General features: G+C 69.5%; 12 protein-coding genes and 1 tRNA gene. 3 read left to right on the plus strand and 10 right to left on the minus strand.

The genetic code is table 11. The annotated features are described in order from the left end of the window. Window positions 1–6 precede the first annotated feature (6 nt). The 3 genes from JTJ31_RS00270 (at window position 7) to JTJ31_RS00280 (ending at window position 5,717) form a co-directional block, all read left to right on the plus strand. Entirely contained in the window at window positions 7–3,141 is a 3,135-nt protein-coding gene (locus tag JTJ31_RS00270; protein WP_207536599.1) for an efflux RND transporter permease subunit, read from the plus strand. A 69-nt stretch (window positions 3,142–3,210) separates the two neighbouring features. After that, a complete protein-coding gene (locus JTJ31_RS00275) occupies window positions 3,211–5,529 on the plus strand; it encodes a xanthine dehydrogenase family protein molybdopterin-binding subunit (protein ID WP_207536600.1) in 2,319 nt (772 codons plus the stop codon). A 105-nt stretch (window positions 5,530–5,634) separates the two neighbouring features. Continuing rightward, window positions 5,635–5,717, plus strand: a tRNA-Leu gene (locus JTJ31_RS00280). A 4-nt stretch (window positions 5,718–5,721) separates the two neighbouring features. Here the strand turns inward: JTJ31_RS00280 and cysG are convergent. The 10 genes from cysG to JTJ31_RS00330 all read right to left on the minus strand — a co-directional run bounded on the left by cysG (window position 5,722) and on the right by JTJ31_RS00330 (window position 18,523). Next, a complete protein-coding gene (cysG, locus tag JTJ31_RS00285; protein WP_207536601.1) occupies window positions 5,722–7,074 on the minus strand; it encodes a siroheme synthase CysG in 1,353 nt (450 codons plus the stop codon). Beyond that, complete coding sequence (locus tag JTJ31_RS00290; RefSeq protein ID WP_207536602.1) at window positions 7,074–9,599, minus strand: nitrate reductase; 2,526 nt, start codon at window positions 9,597–9,599, stop codon at window positions 7,074–7,076. The genes cysG and JTJ31_RS00290 overlap by 1 nt, the downstream gene beginning before the upstream one ends. After that, window positions 9,548–11,059, minus strand: coding sequence for a sulfite reductase subunit alpha (locus tag JTJ31_RS00295; RefSeq protein ID WP_207536603.1), 1,512 nt, complete (start codon window positions 11,057–11,059; stop codon window positions 9,548–9,550). The genes JTJ31_RS00290 and JTJ31_RS00295 overlap by 52 nt, the downstream gene beginning before the upstream one ends. Further along, window positions 11,059–12,744 carry a NirA family protein gene (locus tag JTJ31_RS00300; RefSeq protein WP_236019747.1) on the minus strand — a complete coding sequence of 562 codons (1,686 nt, stop codon included), beginning with the start codon at window positions 12,742–12,744 and terminating at the stop codon, window positions 11,059–11,061. Before JTJ31_RS00300 ends, JTJ31_RS00295 begins: the two co-directional genes overlap by 1 nt. Beyond that, the gene (locus JTJ31_RS00305; protein WP_207536604.1) at window positions 12,741–13,913 is read right to left on the minus strand and encodes an NAD(P)/FAD-dependent oxidoreductase; all 1,173 of its coding nucleotides are present in this window, start codon (window positions 13,911–13,913) and stop codon (window positions 12,741–12,743) included. The genes JTJ31_RS00300 and JTJ31_RS00305 overlap by 4 nt, the downstream gene beginning before the upstream one ends. Further along, window positions 13,913–14,701: an ABC transporter ATP-binding protein gene (locus JTJ31_RS00310; RefSeq protein WP_207536605.1), complete on the minus strand. Its 789-nt coding sequence runs from the start codon at window positions 14,699–14,701 to the stop codon at window positions 13,913–13,915. The genes JTJ31_RS00305 and JTJ31_RS00310 overlap by 1 nt, the downstream gene beginning before the upstream one ends. Window positions 14,702–14,705: 4 nt before the next feature. Then, window positions 14,706–15,566 carry a nitrate ABC transporter permease gene (gene ntrB / locus JTJ31_RS00315; protein WP_207536606.1) on the minus strand — a complete coding sequence of 287 codons (861 nt, stop codon included), beginning with the start codon at window positions 15,564–15,566 and terminating at the stop codon, window positions 14,706–14,708. Between the two features lie 3 nt (window positions 15,567–15,569). Beyond that, complete coding sequence (locus JTJ31_RS00320; RefSeq protein ID WP_207536607.1) at window positions 15,570–16,823, minus strand: CmpA/NrtA family ABC transporter substrate-binding protein; 1,254 nt, start codon at window positions 16,821–16,823, stop codon at window positions 15,570–15,572. After that, on the minus strand, window positions 16,820–17,794 hold the full coding sequence (locus tag JTJ31_RS00325; RefSeq protein WP_207536608.1) for a CmpA/NrtA family ABC transporter substrate-binding protein: 975 nt from the start codon (window positions 17,792–17,794) through the stop codon (window positions 16,820–16,822). The genes JTJ31_RS00320 and JTJ31_RS00325 overlap by 4 nt, the downstream gene beginning before the upstream one ends. 183 nt (window positions 17,795–17,977) lie before the next feature. Then, window positions 17,978–18,523 carry an ANTAR domain-containing response regulator gene (locus JTJ31_RS00330; RefSeq protein ID WP_328805605.1) on the minus strand — a complete coding sequence of 182 codons (546 nt, stop codon included), beginning with the start codon at window positions 18,521–18,523 and terminating at the stop codon, window positions 17,978–17,980. Between the last annotated feature and the right edge of the window lie 4 nt (window positions 18,524–18,527).

The following is an 18,527-nucleotide window of genomic DNA, read 5'->3' on the forward strand; positions in this document are numbered from 1 at the left end:
TAGGCCATGATCTCCGCCGTCTTCATCCGGCGGCCGCGGCTTGCCGTGGTCATCTCCATCGTCATCACCCTGGCGGGGCTGCTGTCGCTGACCCGGATTCCGGTCGCCCAGTTCCCTGAGATCGTGCCGCCCGTGGTGCAGGTGACGACGCGCTACCCCGGCGCCTCGGCCGCGGTGGTGGAAAGCACGGTCGCCCAGCTGATCGAAAGCGCGGTGAACGGCGCGGACCGCATGCTCTACATGCGGTCCAACTCCGGTAATGACGGCTCCTACACGCTCGCCGTCACCTTCGCCCTCGGCACCAACCCCGACATCAATACGGTGAACGTCAACAACCGCGTCCAGGGCGTGCTGGCGCGGTTGCCGCAGGAGGTGCAGCGCGCCGGCGTCACGGTCCGGAAGCAATCCTCGGCGGTGCTGATGTTCCTCGGCGTGTCGTCAGACAACCCGGACCACACGCCACTCTTCATCTCGAACTACGTCACCATCAACATGCTGGACGCCATGCGGCGATTGCCGGGCGTGGGCGACGTGCAGATGTTCGGTGCGCAGGACTACTCCATGCGCGTCTGGTTCGAGGTGGACCGGCTCAACAACCTCAATCTCTCGCCCTCCGAGATCATCGCCGCCATTCAGTCGCAGAACGTCCAGGCGGCGGTGGGGCGCATCGGCGCCCGTCCGATCAGCGACGACCAATCCTTCCAGTTCAACATCCAGACCCAGGGGCGGCTCATCTCGCCCGAGCAGTTTGGCGAGATCGTGATTCGCGCCAACCCGGATGGCTCGACTCTGCGCATCCGGGACGTGGCACGGGTGGAGCTTGGCGCCGCAAACCTTGACGTCGAGGCCCGGCTGAACGGGCAAAGCGTCGTCAACATGGGCATCTACCTGGCCCCAGGCGCCAATGCGGTGCAGGTGGCGGAACTGGCCAAGCGCACCCTCAACGAGATGTCCACCCGCTTCCCGCAGGGGCTGCGACATACGATCATCTACAACACCACCGACTTCGTCATCGATACGATGACCGAGGTGGTGAAGACCCTGGTCGAGGCCTTCGTCCTGGTCGTTCTGGTGGTCTTCCTCTTCCTGGGCTCGCTTCGCGCCACGATCATCCCGACCGTCGCGGTGCCCGTCTCGCTGATCGGCACCTTCGCCGTGCTGCTGATGATGGGATACACGGCCAACACGATCTCCCTGCTCGCCATGGTGCTCGCCATCGGCATCGTCGTGGACGACGCCATTGTCGTGGTCGAGAACGTGGAACGGGTGATGGAGGAGGAGCCGGCACTGACCCCCGCAGAGGCCACGGACAAGGCGATGCGGGAGATCACAGGGCCGATCATCGCCATCACCCTGGTCCTGCTGTCGGTCTTCGTGCCGATCGGCCTCATTCCGGGCGTCTCGGGCGTGCTGTTCCAGCAATTCGCGGTGACGATCAGCGTCGCGATGGTGATCTCGGCGGTCAATGCGCTCACCCTCTCTCCAGCGCTCTGCGCCGTGGTGCTGCGGCATACCGGGCCGCGGCGCGGGCCGATGAAGTACGTGCTCGGCGCCATCGACAAGGTCCGGGACGGCTATGCCTGGATCGTGGCGCGGCTCGTGCGCTTCGCGCTGCTTTCGGTCGTCCTCACCGCCGCCATCGCCTTCGGCATCTTCGAGGTCTCGAAGCGCACGCCCCAGGCCTTCCTCCCGGCTGAGGACCAGGGCGCGTTCTTCGTGCAGCTTCAGCTTCCCCAGGGTTCCTCCGTCGCCCGCACCAGCGAGGCGTCGCGCCAAGTGGCAGGATTCCTGCGTCAGAACGAGGCGATCGAGAACATCCTGGAGATCATCGGCTTCTCCTTCATCGATGGTGGCGCCCAGTCCAACTCTGCCTTCATCGTTGGCCGCCTCAAGCCCTTCGAGGAACGCACCCGCGCCAACCAGAGCGTCTTCGCCGCGATCGGCCAAGTTTTCGGCTTCGCTCAAGGCTTCCGCACCGCCAATGTCTTCGCTTTCAACGTGCCGCCCATTCTGGGTCTCGGCACGGGTGGCGGCTTCGAGTACCAGCTACAGGACTTCCAGGGCCGCGACCCGGTGGAGCTGGGTGGCGTCTCCCTCGCCCTGATGGTGGCAGCGAACCAGGATCAGCGCCTGGCAGGGGTGTTCACGACCTATGCCCCCACCAGCCCCTCGCTCTACCTCGACGTGGATCGCGACAAGGCGCAGGCGCTGGGTGTGCGGATCAGCGACGTGTTCACGACTCTCCAGGCGGCTCTGGGCGGGATCTACGTCAACGACTTCAACCTGTTCGGCCGCACCTGGCAGGTGAACGTGCAGGCTGTCGCCGGCGACCGCGACGACCTGCCGGATATCTGGCGCCTCCAAGTCCGCAACACGCGCGGGCAGATGGTGCCGCTCGCTGCCTTCGCCAATGTGCGGGTGGTGCTGGGGCCGCAGACCATCCAACGCTACAACAATTACCGCTCCGTGAACTTCCTGGGTCAGGGCCGGCCCGGCATCTCCTCTGGCGACGCGTTGCTGGCGATGGAGCAGGTGTCGCGCAACGTGCTGCCGCAGGGCTTCGGCTTCGACTGGACCGGCACGGCCTACCAGGAGAAGCAGGCGGCCGGGCAGACGGGCATCTTGGTCGGGCTCGCGCTGCTCTTCGCTTATCTCTTCCTGGTCGCCCTGTATGAAAGCTGGGTGATCCCGATGCCGGTGCTGCTCTCCGTCGCGGTGGGCGGGCTTGGCTCCTTCATCGCCTTGCTGGTCGCGGAGGCGCCGCTGACCGTCTATGCGCAGATCGGCCTGGTCGTGCTGATCGCGCTGGCGGCCAAGAACGGTATCCTGATCATCGAGTTCGCGAAGGAGCAGCGCGAGAAGGGGCTTTCCATCCGCGACGCGGCGGTGATGGGCAGCCGGATGCGCTTCCGTGCGGTGATGATGACCTCCTTCGCCTTCATCCTCGGCCTCGTGCCGCTGGTCTGGGCGACGGGCGCCGCCATGCTGTCCCGCCGTGCCGTGGGCCTGCCGGTCTTTGGCGGGATGCTGGCCGCCTCTCTGGTCGGGATCTTCATCATCCCCATGCTCTATGTCGTGTTCCAGGGGATGCGGGAGCGGACGCACAACCTGGTCCGCGGCAAGGGCCGCGCGGCGCACTGACGCCACGCCCCCTTCCCAAACCCGTCCTTGCTGTCAGATGATGGCGAGGACAGGTGAGGGAATCCCGATATGGCGAAGTTCGGCTTGAGCCAATCCCTGCGGCGCGTCGAGGACCCGAGGCTCCTGCTGGGGCAGGGCCGCTACACGGACGACATCGCATTTCCCGGCCAGGTTCATGGCCACGTGCTCCGCTCTCCGCATGCGCATGCCGCCATTACGTCGCTGGACGTGACGGAGGCGCGCGCCATGCCCGGCGTACTGGCTGTCTACACCGGCGCCGACCTCCAGGCCGCTGGAGTCGGCGACGTGCCGTGCGCCGTCCCGCTGAAGAGCAGCGACGGCAAGCCCCGCGCCGACACGCCGCATCCGGTCCTGGCCGTGGACCGCGTGCGCCATGTCGGTGACCCGGTGGCCTTCATCGTCGCCGAGACGCAGCAGCAGGCGCGCGACGCGGCTGAGGCAGTCATGGTCGATTACGACATCCTCCCCTCCGTGACCGACCTCGCCACCGCGCATGAGGCTGGCCAGCCGCGGATTTGGGACGCCGCGCCGAACAACACCTGCTTCGACTGGGAAGCCGGGGACAAGACGAAGGCGGAGGAGATGTTCGCGAAGGCTGCCCATGTCACGCGGCTGACGGTGGTGAACAACCGCATCGTCGTCTCCTCCATGGAGGGCCGCGCCTGCGCCGCCTCCTACGACACGACTTCCGGCGCCTTCACGCTGCATGCCGGCACGCAGGGCTCCTGGCTGGTGAAGGGGCTGCTCGCCTCCAACGTGCTGAAGGTGGACCCGGAGAAGGTTCGCGTCGTCACGCCGGATGTGGGCGGCGGCTTCGGCATGAAGATCTTCCTCTACGCCGAGTATGCGCTCTGCGCCTATGCGGCGCGCGACATCGGCCGCCCGGTGAAGTGGACCTCGGAGCGAACGGAAGCCTTCCTGTCCGACACGCATGGCCGCGACAACGTCACGACCGGTGAGCTGGCGCTGGACAAGGACGGCAAGTTCCTGGCGCTGCGCACCCTGAACCACGCGAATATGGGCGCCTATCTTTCCACCTTCGCGCCCTTCATCCCGACCGGGGCGGGCACCAAGGTGCTGGCGAGCGTCTATGACTTCCAAGCCATCCACGCCCGCGTGCTCGGCATCCTCACCAACACCGTGCCGGTCGACGCGTATCGCGGTGCGGGCCGCCCCGAGTCGAACTACCTCGTCGAGCGGCTGATCGACCAGGCGGCGCGCGACCTCGGCATCGACCGGATCGAGCTTCGCCGTCGCAACATGGTGGCGCAGTCGCGCATGCCCTACACCAGCGCCATTGGTCAGCGCTACGACAGCGGCGACTTTCCGCGCGTCATGGACGCCGCGCTGGAGAAGATCGACTGGGCCGGCTTCCCCGCCCGCAAGGCGGAGGCCGCGTCGCGCGGGAAGAAGCGCGGCATCGGTCTCGCCTACTACCTCGAGGCGACGGGCGGCAGCCCGACGGAGAACGCCAAGGTCGTCTTCGCAGAGGATGGCATGGTGGATGTCTATGTCGGCACGCAGAGCACGGGGCAGGGGCACGAGACGGCCTATGCCATGCTCACCTCGCACGAGCTGGGCATCCCGGTGGAGAAGATCCGCGTCAAGCAGGGCGATTCCGAGACGCTGCCTTCGGGCGGCGGGACGGGCGGCGCGCGTTCCCTCTACTCCGAAGGCCAGGCCATCCTCGTCACCACGGCGAGCGTGATCGAGAAGGGCAAGGAGGCCGCGTCGCAGCTTCTGGAAGCGGCAAAGGTGGATATCGAGTTCTCCAGGGGCCGCTTCACCGTCGCTGGCACTGATCGTGGCATGGACATCCTCGACATCGCGGCGAAGCAGCGTGCCCGCATCGCGGCGGGCGAAGACACGATCCTGCTGGACGCGCTGGAGACGGCGAATATCGACAGCCACACCTTCCCCAATGGCTGCCACGTCGCCGAGGTCGAGGTGGACCCGGAGACGGGGCAGGTCACGATCCCGCGCTACATCGTGGTGGACGATGTGGGTCATGCGCTGAACCCGCTGATCGTGCGCGGGCAGGTGCATGGCGGCGTGGTGCAGGGCATCGGACAGGCGGTGCTGGAGCGCACGGCCTATGATCCCTCCAGCGGCCAGCTCCTTTCCGCCTCCTTCATGGACTACGCCCTGCCGCGCGCGGAGGACGTGCCGGAGATCGAGGTGGAGCTGATCTCCGTGCCCTGCGAGACCAACCCGCTCGGCGTAAAGGGCGCCGGCGAGGCCGGGGCGGTCGGCTCGCCGCCTGCCGTGGTCAATGCGCTGGTGGACGCCCTCTCGGCTGATGGCGTGCAGACCATCGACATGCCTGCCACGCCCGAAGCGGTGTGGAAGGCGCTGCACGCGGCCTGAAGGCTAGGCGCCTCGGTCGCGATTCGGCCGAGGCGCATCGCTTGGCACGCGGGCTTTGCCAGCGTGCCATGACGGCCTAGACAGGCCGACGCGCGCAAGCGCTTGGCGGGCGTGCCGAAACGGTAGCCGGAAGGGTCTTAAAAACCCTGGGTCGAAAGGCCGTGCGGGTTCGAATCCCGCCGCCCGCATTCCCTAGACCGGGTCTGGCGTCCCCACCACGGCCTTGGCGGCCGTCAGCGGCATGAGCGGCGGCGGAGCCATGCCAACCGCTTCGCCGAGGATCAGCAGGACCGGGCCGTCGCCAGCCCATTCCGGCCCGTGCTCGACCAGCTCGACGAGGGTGCCGCGAAGCTCCCGCTGCTCCGGCGTGCCGCCGCGCTCGATCAGCATGCCTGGGGTGGCATCGTCATAGCCTTCCCAGATCATGCCCTGGTGCAGCGCCGCCAGCGTGGTCATGCCCATGTAGACGCACAGCGTCTGTCCCGGGCGGGCAAGGGCTCGGAAATCCAGGTCCAGGATGCCGTCGCGCGTGTGGCCGGTCACCAGCGTCAGCATCCGCGCCGCGTCGCGGTGGGTCAGGGGGATGCCCGCCTGGGCGGCGCAGCCCAGCGCGGCGGTGACGCCGGGGATGACCTCGTGCGCGATTCCCGCTTCGCGCAGCGCAGTCGCTTCCTCGCCGCCGCGGCCGAACACGAAGGGATCGCCGCCCTTCAGGCGCACGACGCGCTTGCCTTCCCGCGCCAGCTCCACAAGCAGGGTGTTGATGCCTTCCTGCGGCACGCAATGTTCGCTGCGGCGCTTGCCGACGAAGATGCGTCGCGCGTCCCGCCGCGCCATCTCCAGCACCGCATCCGGCACCAGCCGGTCATGCACGATCACGTCCGCCTCGCCCAGGGCGCGCAGGGCACGCAGGGTCAGCAGGTCGGCAGCGCCAGGCCCGGCGCCCACGAGTTGGACGAAACCCGTCGGCTGTGCGTCGGCGCGGTCCAGCATGGACAGGAAGGCGGTCTCCGCCTCCAGCTGCCGCCCCGCTTCCGCCAGATGTGCCGGGGTGCCGGTGAAGGCACGCTCCAGGAAGGCGCGCCGCGCGGGCAGGGAGGGCAGGCGCTCGCGCACCATCGCGCCGAAGCGCGCGCCCAGTGCGGCGACCCGGCCAAGCAGCGGCGGCAGCGCCGCCTCGATGCGCTGGCGGATCAGCCGCGCCAGCACCGGCGCCGCGCCACCCGTCGAGACGGCGACGGTCACTTCCTCGCGCTGGATGATCGCCGGGGTAATGAAGGAGCAAAGGTCCGGCCGGTCCACCACGTTCACCGGGATGCCGCGCGCCACGCAGGCGCCGTGCAGTGCGACGAGGTCGTCTTCCTCCGCGCCGGCACCGACCGCCAGGGCCACGCCGTCCAGCAACTCGGCGGTGAAGCGCTTCGCCTCGCGCGTCACCGCGCCAGCCGAGCGCAGCAGCGCCGCCTTGGCTTCCAGCGCCTCGCCCTCGCCCAGCAGGAGGACGTCTCGCCCCCGCAGTTCGAGGAAAGCCGGAAAATGTCGCATCAGACGGGCTCCAGCGCTTCAGTCAGCAAGGCTTCCAGTTCCGGCTTGCAGGAACCGCAACCCGTGCCCGCGGTGCAGGCATGCCCTATCGCTGCCACATCACGGGCGCCTGCCACAATGGCTGAGCATATGTGGTCTTTACTGACTCCATTGCAGATGCAGACGATTGGAGAGGGCGGCGGCCCATCCGGCAGCGCGCCCAACAGCAGCGCCCGCCTCGCTTCGCTGCCGATCCGCGCCTCCCCGAAGAGCGAAAGGAGCCAGTCGCGCGGTGGCACGTCGGGGGTCGCCCCGAGCATCACGACGGCCATCAGGCGCCCATCGGAAATCCATGCTGCGCGATGCTCTCCCGCGTCCGGCGCATCAAGCCGCAGTGTCGGCTCGCCCAGGGCCAGCGCTGCTGCCAGGGATTCCGGCGTTGCCCCTGCCACTTCGTGCCGCCACGCGCCGTGTGAACAAGGCGCCACCGCGCACCACGGCGCCAGGCGCGAGCCGAGATTGCGCCGCGCCAGCACGAAGCCGTGAGACGCCGCGACGAAGGGATGCAGCGAGACTGGAGTGTGCTTCAACTCGGGCTGGCCGCTCACCGGGTCGGCATCCGGGTTGACTGCCGCGTTGATGCGGGCGTGCGGCGCCAGCTCGTCCGTCCAGTGCATCGGCGCGAAGCAGGCGCCACGCGGCAGGCGCGCATCCCCCGCAAGGCGCAGCACCGCGCTTCCCCATTCGGATCGGACTTCCACGAGCCCGCCCGGCTCCAGCCCGATGACATCGTCGGGATGCGCGGTCAGCAACGGTTCGGGCGCATGGGCCATCAGCCGCGGCACCCTTCCGGTTCGGGTCATGGAGTGCCACTGGTCGCGCAGCCGCCCGGTCAGAAGCACGAGGCTTCCCGCATGGGCCGGCGGGCGGAACTCCGGCTCCACCATCCGCTGCACCGGCGGCAGAAGACGCCCCCCGCTGGGAGCAGCGGCCGGGACCGGCCATTGCACGGGCGTCATCGTTGCGTAAGCGGCGTCACTCACCGCCGCCAACCCGCCCAGGTCGAAGAGGCGCTGAGCGGGGCGCGCCAGCGTCGTCACGGAGGCGTGCTCGCGGAAGATCGCCGCCGGCCCGTCCCAGGCGAAGGCGTCGCCCCAGCCCAGACGCTGCGCCACCTGCGCGACCGCCCACCAATCCGGCCGCGCCTCGCCCGGTGCAGGCCGGAAGGTTCGCTGGCGGGAGATCACGCGCTCGCTGTTGGTGACGGTGCCATCCTTCTCGCCCCAGCCCAGGGCGGGCAGGAGCACATGCGCGAATCCTTGCGTGTCCGTGCCGGCGTGGCAGTCGCTGACCACCAGCGCCGGGATGCGCGACAGGCCACGCCGCACCGATTGGCTGTCGGGCAGGGACATGGCGGGGTTGGTCGCCATCACCCACAGCGCGCCGATTGTCCCGTTCTCCGCGGCGCGGAACATCTCGATGGCCTTCAGCCCAGGCCCGGCCGTCATGCGCGGCGCCCCCCAGAACTGGGCCAGCGCCGGAGAGTCCGTCCATTCCAGGTGCCCGGCCAGCATATTCGCCAGCGCGCCTACCTCGCGCCCGCCCATCGCGTTGGGCTGGCCCGTGACGCTGAACGGCCCCATGCCCGGCCGCCCGATCCGCCCCGTCTCGATGTGCACATCGAGGATGGCATTGGCCTTGTCCGTGCCGGCGCTCGACTGGTTGACCCCTTGGCTCCACAGCGTCACCACCTTCTGGGTGGCCGTGAAATCGCTGAAGAATCGGGCGATGATGGGGCGTTCGAGCCCTGTTTCTGCCGCATCCCATTCCTGGGCACGCAAATGGCGGAGCAGGGCACGGAACAGCGCGACATCGCTGCCTGGCCGCAGCGGCAAGTGCAGGTCCGCCCCTTCGCAGGTCGCGGTGCGGCGCGGGTCCACCACGACGACGCGCATCCCAGGCCGCGCCGCCTTGGCCGCCATCAGCCGCTGGAACAGCACCGGGTGGCACCAGGCGAGGTTGCTGCCGACGAGCACCACGAGGTCCGCGAGTTCGAGATCTTCGTAGACCCCAGGTACGATATCCTCGCCAAAGGAGCGGCGATGCGCCGCCACGGCGCTCGCCATGCAGAGACGCGAATTGCTGTCGATGTTTCCCGTGCCAAGGAAGCCTTTCGCCAGCTTGTTGGCGGCGTAGTAATCCTCAGTCAGCAACTGGCCGGAGACGTAGAGCGCCACGCCCTCCGGCCCCAGCCGATCGAGCGCGCGGCGAAATCCTTCCGCCACCGCGTCCAGCGCCGCATCCCAGGAAGCGCGCTTGCCGCCCACCATCGGGTGCAGCAGCCGTCCCTCCAGCCCCAGTGTTTCGCCCAACGCCGTGCCCTTGGAGCAGAGGCGCCCGCGATTGGCCGGATGGTCCGGATCGCCACGCACCGTGCCGTCCGGCGCTGCCAGGACTCCGCATCCCACGCCGCAATAAGGGCAGGTGGTGCGGATCAATACACGTCCCTCTGGTAGCGGCTCTGCCGAGCCAAGGCGACGATCCATTGCCGCGCCGCCTCGGCGTCCATGGCTCCCTCGCGCATCGCAACCCCGCGCAGTGCGGCGTCCACGTCCTTCGCCATGCGCGAGGCATCGCCGCAGACATAGACATGCGCCCCATCCTGCAGCCAGCGCCACAGATCGGCCGAGGCCTCCGCCATGCGATGCTGCACGTAGTCCTTCGCGGCACCGTCGCGCGACCAGGCGAGGGACAGACGTTCCAGCGTACCGTCACCCTGCCAGGCAGCGATCTCGTCGCGGAACAGGAAGTCGGTGGCGGCATGGCGGTCGCCGAAGAACAGCCAAGTGCGGCCCTTCATTCCCAGTGCGGCGCGGTGCTGCAGGAAGGCGCGGAAGGGCGCGATGCCGGTGCCGGGCCCGATCATGATGACGGGCGTTTCCGCACGTTCGGGCAGGCGGAAATGGCTTTCCTGCACATGGGCGGGCACGGCGTCGGCGCGGAAGGCGAGGTGGCAGGACGCCACGCCATCCCGCACCCGTCCGCGGCGCTCCTCCCGCACCACGCCGACGCAAAGCTCCACCCTTCCGGGAACGGCGAGGGGGGAGGAGGCGATGGAGTAGAGCCGCAGCTTCAACACAGGAAGCGAGGCGACGAGGTCTGCGACGGGCGGCCGCGCGGACGGATAGGTGCGCAAGAGGTCCAGCAGATCCGCCCCATCCAGGATGCCCTCCTCGCCATCGGCCAGGGCGCGGAGCGCCTTCGCCTCCCCCGCGTCGCGCGCCGCCCCGGCCAGGAGGTCCAGCGTGCGGTCGAGCGGCCGGGCGATGTCGCGTTCCGCCGACAGCGCCTCGCGCAGTGCCTCGTCCCCGCCACCCAGGGCTGCAAGGACGGCATCTACCAGGGCCGGATCGTTGCGCGCGGCGACGCCCAGGCTGTCTCCTGGCTCGTAGCGCAGGGACGTGCCGGACAGGTCCAGCACGATGCGGCGCACGTCCTTGCCGCTGCCCTCACCAGTCAGGCGCTGCGACAGGATGACCGGCGCGTGCTCCGCCGCGGGCTTCGCGGGCGTGGCGGCAATGGCCGGGGCCGCGGCGGGCTTCGCCTCCGCGACCAGCGCCTTCAGCGCCTCGCGCGTCGGCTTTCCGCCGGGCTGGCAAAGGGAAAGCGACGTCTCGGAGCCGTTCGCCAGCGCCTCGGCGTAGGTCTTGCAGACATAGCCGCACTGGCCGCAATCCAGCTGGGCCATCGCCGCCATCATGCGCCGCGCCGGCGCTCGCCCCTCGGCCAGGGCGAGCCGTTCCGGGAGCTCAAGGGCTGGGTCGTGCCAAGGGAAATCCTCTGGCGGGGCAGGGGGCGCGGCTGGCGCGGGGGCACCCGAGGCGCCGCCATAGAGCCCTGCCAGGAACCCGTTCAGCCATGCGCGCTGTTCCGGCGTGAAGGGGGCGCTGTCGGGGATCAGCGGCACCGGGGCGGGGCCGCCAAAATGCTGCGTCAGCATGTCCATCAGCCGAGCATCCCGTCGAGCGCCGCGTCGTCGTGTCGCGCGCAGAAGGCCTGGAAGGGCTCGCCCGGCTCGCGCTCCGCGAGGAAGCGGCGGAGCAGGTTCAGCAGCAGCGGCGCCACCTCCTCCGCCGCCACCTTCGGGCGGATCAACCGCCCGATCGCCGCATCCTGTGCCGTGCCGCCGCCCAAATGGATGTCATAGCCCGGCAAGGTGTCCTCGCCGCGCTCCACCTTCGCGCCCAGCAGGCCGATATCGGCAATGAAATGCTGCGCGCAGGAATTCGGGCAGCCGGTGAGGTGGATGTTGAGAGGCGCGTCCAGCGAGATGCGCTCCTCCAAGAAGGCGGCGATGCGCTGCCCGTCGCCCTTGGTGTCGGCAGCGGCGAACTTGCAACCGGCCGACCCCGTGCAGGCGACGAGGCCGGCGCGAAGAGCGTTCGCCTCGTCGGTCAGGTTCAGGGCGCGCAGGGCCCCGCGCGCCGTCGCCACATCCGCCACATGCGGCAGGATGACATTCTGCCACACGGTCAGCCGCAGCTCCGGCGCCAGTGCCGCAAGGCCGCGCAGCTGGTCGGCGGATAACCGCCCGGCAGGGACGACGACGCCGAGCCAGTGAAGCCTCTCCTTCTGCGGATGAGCCCCTAGATGCGCCGAACGGTCCTTGGGCGGTGGCGTCTCAAACCGGTCGAAGCGGGGCAGGGGGCTGCCCAGCAGCGCCTCCACCTCGCTGAGGAAGCGATCATGGCCCCATTTGTCCAGCAGGTATTTCAGCCGCGCCTTCTTGCGGTCGGTCCGGTCGCCATGCGCCAGAAAGACGCGCAGGATGGCGTCGCACAGCCGCACCACCTCGCCGGGCAGCACGGCGATGTCGGAGGGCCGCGCCAGATCCTTGTGGCCGGTGATTCCGCCCAGCCCCAGCCGGAAGCGCAACTCGCCCGACGGGACGCGAACTACCGACAGGGCGATGTCGTTGGTTTCCTCCAGCACGGCCACGGCCCCGCCGCCATCGATCGAGATGTTGAACTTGCGCGGGAGGCCGAACAGGTCGCGGCTGCTGAGGATGTGGTGGTGCAGCGCCCGCACGACGGGGCGCGTGTCCACCCACTCCAGCGGGTCGATGCCCACGGTGGGGGAGGCGGTGATGTTGCGGATATTGTCCGCCCCGGTGCCGCGCGGCAGCAGCCCGATCTCGCCGAGGCGCATCACCACCTCGGCGGCCTTGTCCGCCGGGATCAGGCGGATCTGGAGGTTGGCGCGCGTGGTCACGTCCACGTAGCCGCCGCCGCATTCCTCCGCGATGGCGGCGACCTCCCGCGCTTGGTGCGCCGAGAGGATGCCGCCCGGGATGCGGAGGCGGCACATGAAGGCGTCCTGGGCCGGGCCGACGAAGAACAGCCCGTGATACCGGCCAGCGAAATCCTCCAGGGGCTTGGGGAAGCTGCCCTTCTCCGCCCGTGCGGCGATCTCGTCCCACCGGTCCAGCGGGTGGCGCTCGCGCTTCATCTCCTCCTGCGGCACCAGCGTCCTGCCTTCCGCCAGGGTGCGGTCCTGCGCGGCGCGCAGCGCATCGGGCGGGGCGGTGCCTTCGGGGGAAGGCGCCAGCGAGCCGCGCCTTGCCTCCACCCCCGCCATGAAGCCCTTGAGGTAGTTCTGCTGCTCGGTCGAGAAGCCCTGGCCGTCCATCATCCTGCCCTCCCGAGGGCCAGCGCCGCGCGGGAGCCGACCTGCCGCCGTGACGCGATCATCTCCATCAGTTCGCGGCTGCCACTCACGTCGCCGAACAGCACGGCGCCGACGAGCCTGCCTTCGCGCAGGAACAGGCGCCGATAGTGCTCCTCCTCGCGGTCAAGCAGCACCACCTGCTCAGCTTCCGGAGCGATCTCGCCGGCTGACCACACGGCCGTGCCCGAGACCTTCAGCGCCGCCGAGTCGGCGCGCGGAGTCCAGAGGGCCAGCTCCCCCGCCAGTCGCGCCGCCGCTGCCTCGGCCTGGTCCAGCGCCGGGGCGACGAGGCCGATGCAGCGCCCCTCCACCTCCGCGCATTCACCGATTGCCTTCACATCGGGCCGGCTGGTCCGCAGCGTCGCATCCGTCAGGATGCCGCGTCCGACCGCGATGCCGCTCGCTTCCGCCAAGGCGGTATCCGGCCGGATGCCGACCGCCATGACTACGAGGCGGCAGGGAATGCGCCGCCCATCGGTCAGCGTCACCGCCTCCACTTTATGCGTCCCTTCGATGGAGGCGAGCCCTGCCGGCATGGCGAAGCGGATGCCGCGCCGCCGAAGCCGCCCGGCGAGCAGCCCGCCCGCGCCCTCATCCAGTTGCCTCTCCATGGGCCAGCCAACGGGATGCACCACGGTGACTTCCATGCCGCGCCGCGCCAGCCCGTCCGCCGCTTCCAGCCCAAGCAGGCCCCCGCCGACCACCACCGCACCCCCTCCGTCGCGCGCGGTGCGCAGCATGGCGCGCACCTCGGCCTCGGTGCGGTAGGCGTGGACGCCGGGGAGGGAGGAGCCCGGGACGTCGAGTCGAATGGCGCGAGACCCGGTGGCAATCACCGCACGGTCGAAACCGATGCGTTCGCCGCGGTCGGTCACCGCCTCCTGACCCTCCAGCGCCGCGATGCGCGTAGCCGGGCGGTAGTGGATCCGGAGGCCGCGCAGCACCGCGAGCGGATGTGTCAGCAGCGCCTCCGCCTCGCACTCGCCGGAGAGCCAGCGCGACAGTGCGACGCGGTCATAGGGCAGGGCGGGCTCCGCCCCGCAGAGCGTGACTGTGGCACCCGGGAGCCTTTCCGCCACACGAACGGCGCAGCGCGTCCCCGCCGGACCCGCCCCGATGACGAGGACACGCATCACGGCACCGGCTGCGCGTGGCGCGCGTGCAGGAATTCCAGCACCGAAGCGCGGTATTCGACGAAGCGATGGTCATGCGCCAGCTTCAGCCGGTCACGCGGGCGCGGCAGGTCCACCTCCAGGATCTCGCCGATGGTGGCGTTGGGACCATTGGTCATCATCACGATGCGGTCGGACAGCAGCACCGCCTCATCCACGTCATGGGTGATCATGATGACCGTGGTGCCGAGGCTCGCATGGATGCGCATCACCTCGTCCTGCAAATGGGCGCGCGTCAGCGCGTCCAGAGCGCCAAAGGGCTCGTCCAGCAGCAGAACCTTGGGCTTCATCGCCAGCGCACGGGCGATGCCCACGCGCTGCTTCATGCCGCCCGAGATCTCCGCGGGGCGCTTGTCCTTGGCGTGCCCCATCTTCACGAGGTCGAGGTTGCGCAGCGTCCACTCGTGCCGCTCCGCCTTGCCCATCATGCCGGCGAGGGTCCGGTCCACCGCGAGGCGCACATTTTCGTAGGCGGTGAGCCAGGGCAGCAGCGAATGGTTCTGGAACACCACCGCGCGGTCCGGGCCCGGATTCGTCACTTCCTGCCCCTCAAGCAGGACGCCGCCCAGCGTGGCGGGTAGCAACCCCGCCACCACGTTCAGAAGCGTGGACTTGCCGCAGCCCGAATGGCCGATGACGGAGACGTACTCCCCAGCCGCGATGCGCAGCTCGACGTCATGCAGCACCGGCAGCGGCGCGCGAGGGAATGCGACGGAGAGGCGGGAGATTTCCAGGAAGGGCGTGTTCATCGCCTCAGCCCTCCGAGGTGCCGCGGGTGACGAGGCGCCCGACCAGCGCCACCGCGCGGTCCAGCACGAAGCCGGTCAGCCCCACATAGGCGAGGGCCACCATGATGTCGGACAGGTTGGAGGAGTTCCACGCATCCCAGATGAAGAAGCCGATCCCCACCCCGCCGATCAGCATCTCCGCCGCAACGATGGCGAGCCAGGACAGTCCGATGCCAATGCGAAGCCCGGTGAAGATGAAGGGCGCCGCCGCGGGCAGCAGGATGCGGAGGAAGTAGGAAACGCCGGTCAGGCGGATCACCGCGGCCACGTTGCGGTAATCCTGCGGCACGTTCCGCACGCCCACCGCCGTGTTGATGATGACGGGCCAGACGCTGGTGATGAAGATCACGAAGATCGCGCTAGGCTGCGCCTCCTGGAAGGCGGCCAGCGATAGCGGCAGCCAAGCCAGCGGCGGGACGGTTCGCAGCACCTGGAAGACTGGGTCCAGCCCCCGCATCGCCAGCGGCGATGTGCCGATCAGGAGGCCCGTCAGCACTCCCACCACGGCAGCGAGGGCGAAGCCCATTGCCACGCGGGAGAGCGAGGCGGCGAGGTGCCAGAACAACCCCTTGTCCAGCCCGCCATTGTCGAAGAAGGGATCGGTGATGAGCTCGCGCGCATCCGCCCAGATTTTGGAGGGCGGCGGCAGCGTCGCGCCCGGTGTGCTCATCACGAGTTCCCACAGGAGGCCGAGCAGCAGCACGACGAGAAGCGGCGGCACCACGTCGCGGGTGCGTCGTGCCCAGGCGCTCTCGCTCGTCACCAGGGTTCGCGGCAGGCTCAGCAGTGGCTTGGCCGGGGCGGCCTTGCGGATGGAGGCGTTCATGGCTCAGGCGCCCCCGTTCTTGCGAATGGATTGCGCCTCGATCCAGGCGCGCGGGTTCTCCGGGTCGAAGACCTTGCCGTCGAAGAATGTCTCGCGTCCGCGGCTGGTGCCGGTGGGTGTGTCGGCGGCATGGACACCCGCGCGTTCCGCCGCCTCGCGCCAGATGCCCTCGCGATTCACCTGGGCAATGGTGCCGGCGCTGTCGAAATCCATCGGGAGGATGCCCCAGCGCTGGTTCTCGGCGAGGAACCACAGGTCATGGGAGCGGAAGGGGTAGCTGGCGTGGTCGCGCCAGAACTTCATGGTGGTGTCGGTGTTGGTGACGCGGCGGCCATCGCCGTAATCCACCTCGCCACGCTGGCGGCCGAGGATGTCGGCGGGCGGCACGTTGAACCACGCGCGGCGGCCCAGGATGGCGCACATCTCCTCCTTGTTTGCCATCGCGTCGCACCACTGCGCGGCCTCGATCACGGCGGCCAGCAGGGCGCGGGTGGCGTTTGGGTGGCGCTCCACGAAGTCGGCGCGTAGGGCGAAGCACTTCTCCGGGTGGTCCTTCCAAAGCTCCCCGGTGGTGAGTGCCGTGTAGCCGAGGCGCTGGGTGACGAGCTGGGCGTTCCAGGGCTCGCCGACGCAGAAGGCGTCCATGGTTCCGACGCGCATGTTCGCCACCATCTGCGGCGGCGGCACCACGATGGTGGACACATCACGCTCAGGGTCCACGCCGCCGGCGGCCAGCCAGTAGCGGATCCAGAGATCATGCGTGCCGCCCCGAAAGGTCATGGCCACCTTGCTGTCGCCGTTCACCGCGCGCTTCAGCGGCGCACTGTCCAGCTTCAGACCCAGCGCGGCGTGCTTTGCGGCGACGGAGATGGCCTGGCCGTTGGTGTTCAGCCGCGCCAGCAGCGCCATCGGCACGGGTTGATTGTTCTGGACGATGCGGCCGGTGTGGATCAGGTAGGCCATCGGCGTCAGCAGATGCGCGCCGTCGATGCCGCCCGACCCGCCTCCCAGCACGAGGTTATCCCGCGTCGCGCCCCACGAGGCCTGCTTCGCGACCTCTACTTCCGGCATGCCATGCTTGGCGAAGAAGCCCTTCTCCTTCGCGATGATCAGCGGCGCGGCGTCGGTCAGCGCGATGTAGCCGAGAGTGGCCTTGCGAACCTCCGGAGTGGTTTCGCCCTGTCCGAAGACGCCGCGCGGCGCGGCGGCGAGCAGGGCGGTCGTGGCGAGGATGGCCTGGCGTCGGGTGGCGTTCATGAGGTCACTCCATGATGGGAAGCGGGGGCAAGGCGGCGCGCCGCCTCGGGCTGGAGGGAGCGCGCCCAGGGGGCGAGCAGGGCGGCGTCGGCGATGTCGGGCGGGAGGTGACCGGCCTCGCGCATCTCGGCGATCCAGCGGGAGGCGCCTTCCGCGGTGGCTTCGGGCACGAAACCCATGCGGTGCGTCCCGTCGAAGGCGGAGGCGATGACGGCGTCGGGCAGGGCGGGGAAGGCGCGGCGGCGCAGGATCGCCACTGCTTCCTCCCGGTTCTCCGGCGCGTTCAGCCACGCTCCTGCCGCAAGGATCGCGGCGGTTGCGGCCAGCGCGGCCTCACGCCGCGCCTCCGCGACGTCACCGCGGAACGCCAGCAGCTTCTCCGGATGGTCCGGCCAGAGCGCGGCGGTGCCCGCCACAACTCGGCCCAGCCGGGAGGCCTCGGCGGCGGCCGGCCAGGGTGCGCCGGCGCAGAAGCCATCAATCACCCCCTGCGCGACCAGATCGGCCATGGCGGGCGGGGGCGCGGCGAGCGGCACGGCATCCTCCACACCCTGTGCGGCGAGCCAGCGGCGCAGCAGGTAATGATGCGCAGAGAAGGGGTGAACGATGCCAAGCCGCGCCCCGGGCCGCAGCCCGGTCTCGAGCGCGCGCCACGACAGGAAGATACCGTTGCCGTTGCGCGACAGCCCGCATCCGACCGCCAGATCGGCGCGGATCCCACCAGCGCCGGCTCCGAGCGCCAGGGCAAGCGGGGTCAGCAGATGCGCTCCGTCGAGCGCCCCGAAGGCAAGCCTATCCCGCAGGCCCGCCCAGGACGTCTCGGGGGCGAGCGCCGCGCGCAGCCCCACGGCCTGGAAGAAGCCAAGTGCCTCCGCCACCAGCAGGGGCGCCGCGTCCACCAGCGGCACGCATCCGAGGCGCAAGGCTGGCGCGTCGGGACGGAGATTGGGGAGTGACAGGTCGAGCGGCACGCGGCGCCACCGGCTTCGGGCGGGCCGTCCTGGGCCGCCGGGAAAAGGGATGGGCCGCGTGGGGTGCGCCCTTGCATCCCGCCCATGCCCGAAGCCCTACCAGCGCTTCGGCGGTGCAGCAAAGCAAAAATGCACGAAAAAAAGTCCATCAGCTTGTTATATGCTGATTCTTAGGCTAATTGCCTAAATATTGTTCAGATACTGTGCCGCAGCCTGCCCGAGCCCGACCCTCCGAGTCATCGCCAAGCGCTGCAATCGCCGATGTGCCTCGGGTTCCGAAAGACCTTCATCGCGCATCAGGCGCCGCTTCGCCTTGGCGATGCGGTCGCGTTCCTCGATCGTCGCGCGGGCCTGGGCGAGTTCGGCCCGCAACGCTTCATGAGCGCGGAAGCGCAGGATTGCGACCTCCAGCACCCTTCGCACCCGCGCCGGGGAAAGCCCCTCCACCACATAGGCCGCAACCCCTGCCTCCAGCGCTGCGCTGATCTGCTCCGGCGCACCACGCTCGGCGAAGAGCACCACCGGGCGGGGTTCGTCGCGATTCAGGGCGCGCATCGCCTCCAGCGCATCGCGGGATGGGTCGTCCATGTCGCAGACGATGACATTCGCACCTGAGTCGCGGACGCGTGCCGTCAGGTTGGCGACATCAGGCGCGATGGCGACAACGGTGCATCCCGTCGCCTCCAGCCCCTCGCGCACCGCCTGGGCGCGCGCTGCCTCGGCATCCACAAGC

Source organism: Sabulicella rubraurantiaca (genome assembly GCF_017355885.1).
Lineage (GTDB): Bacteria > Pseudomonadota > Alphaproteobacteria > Acetobacterales > Acetobacteraceae > Roseococcus > Roseococcus rubraurantiacus.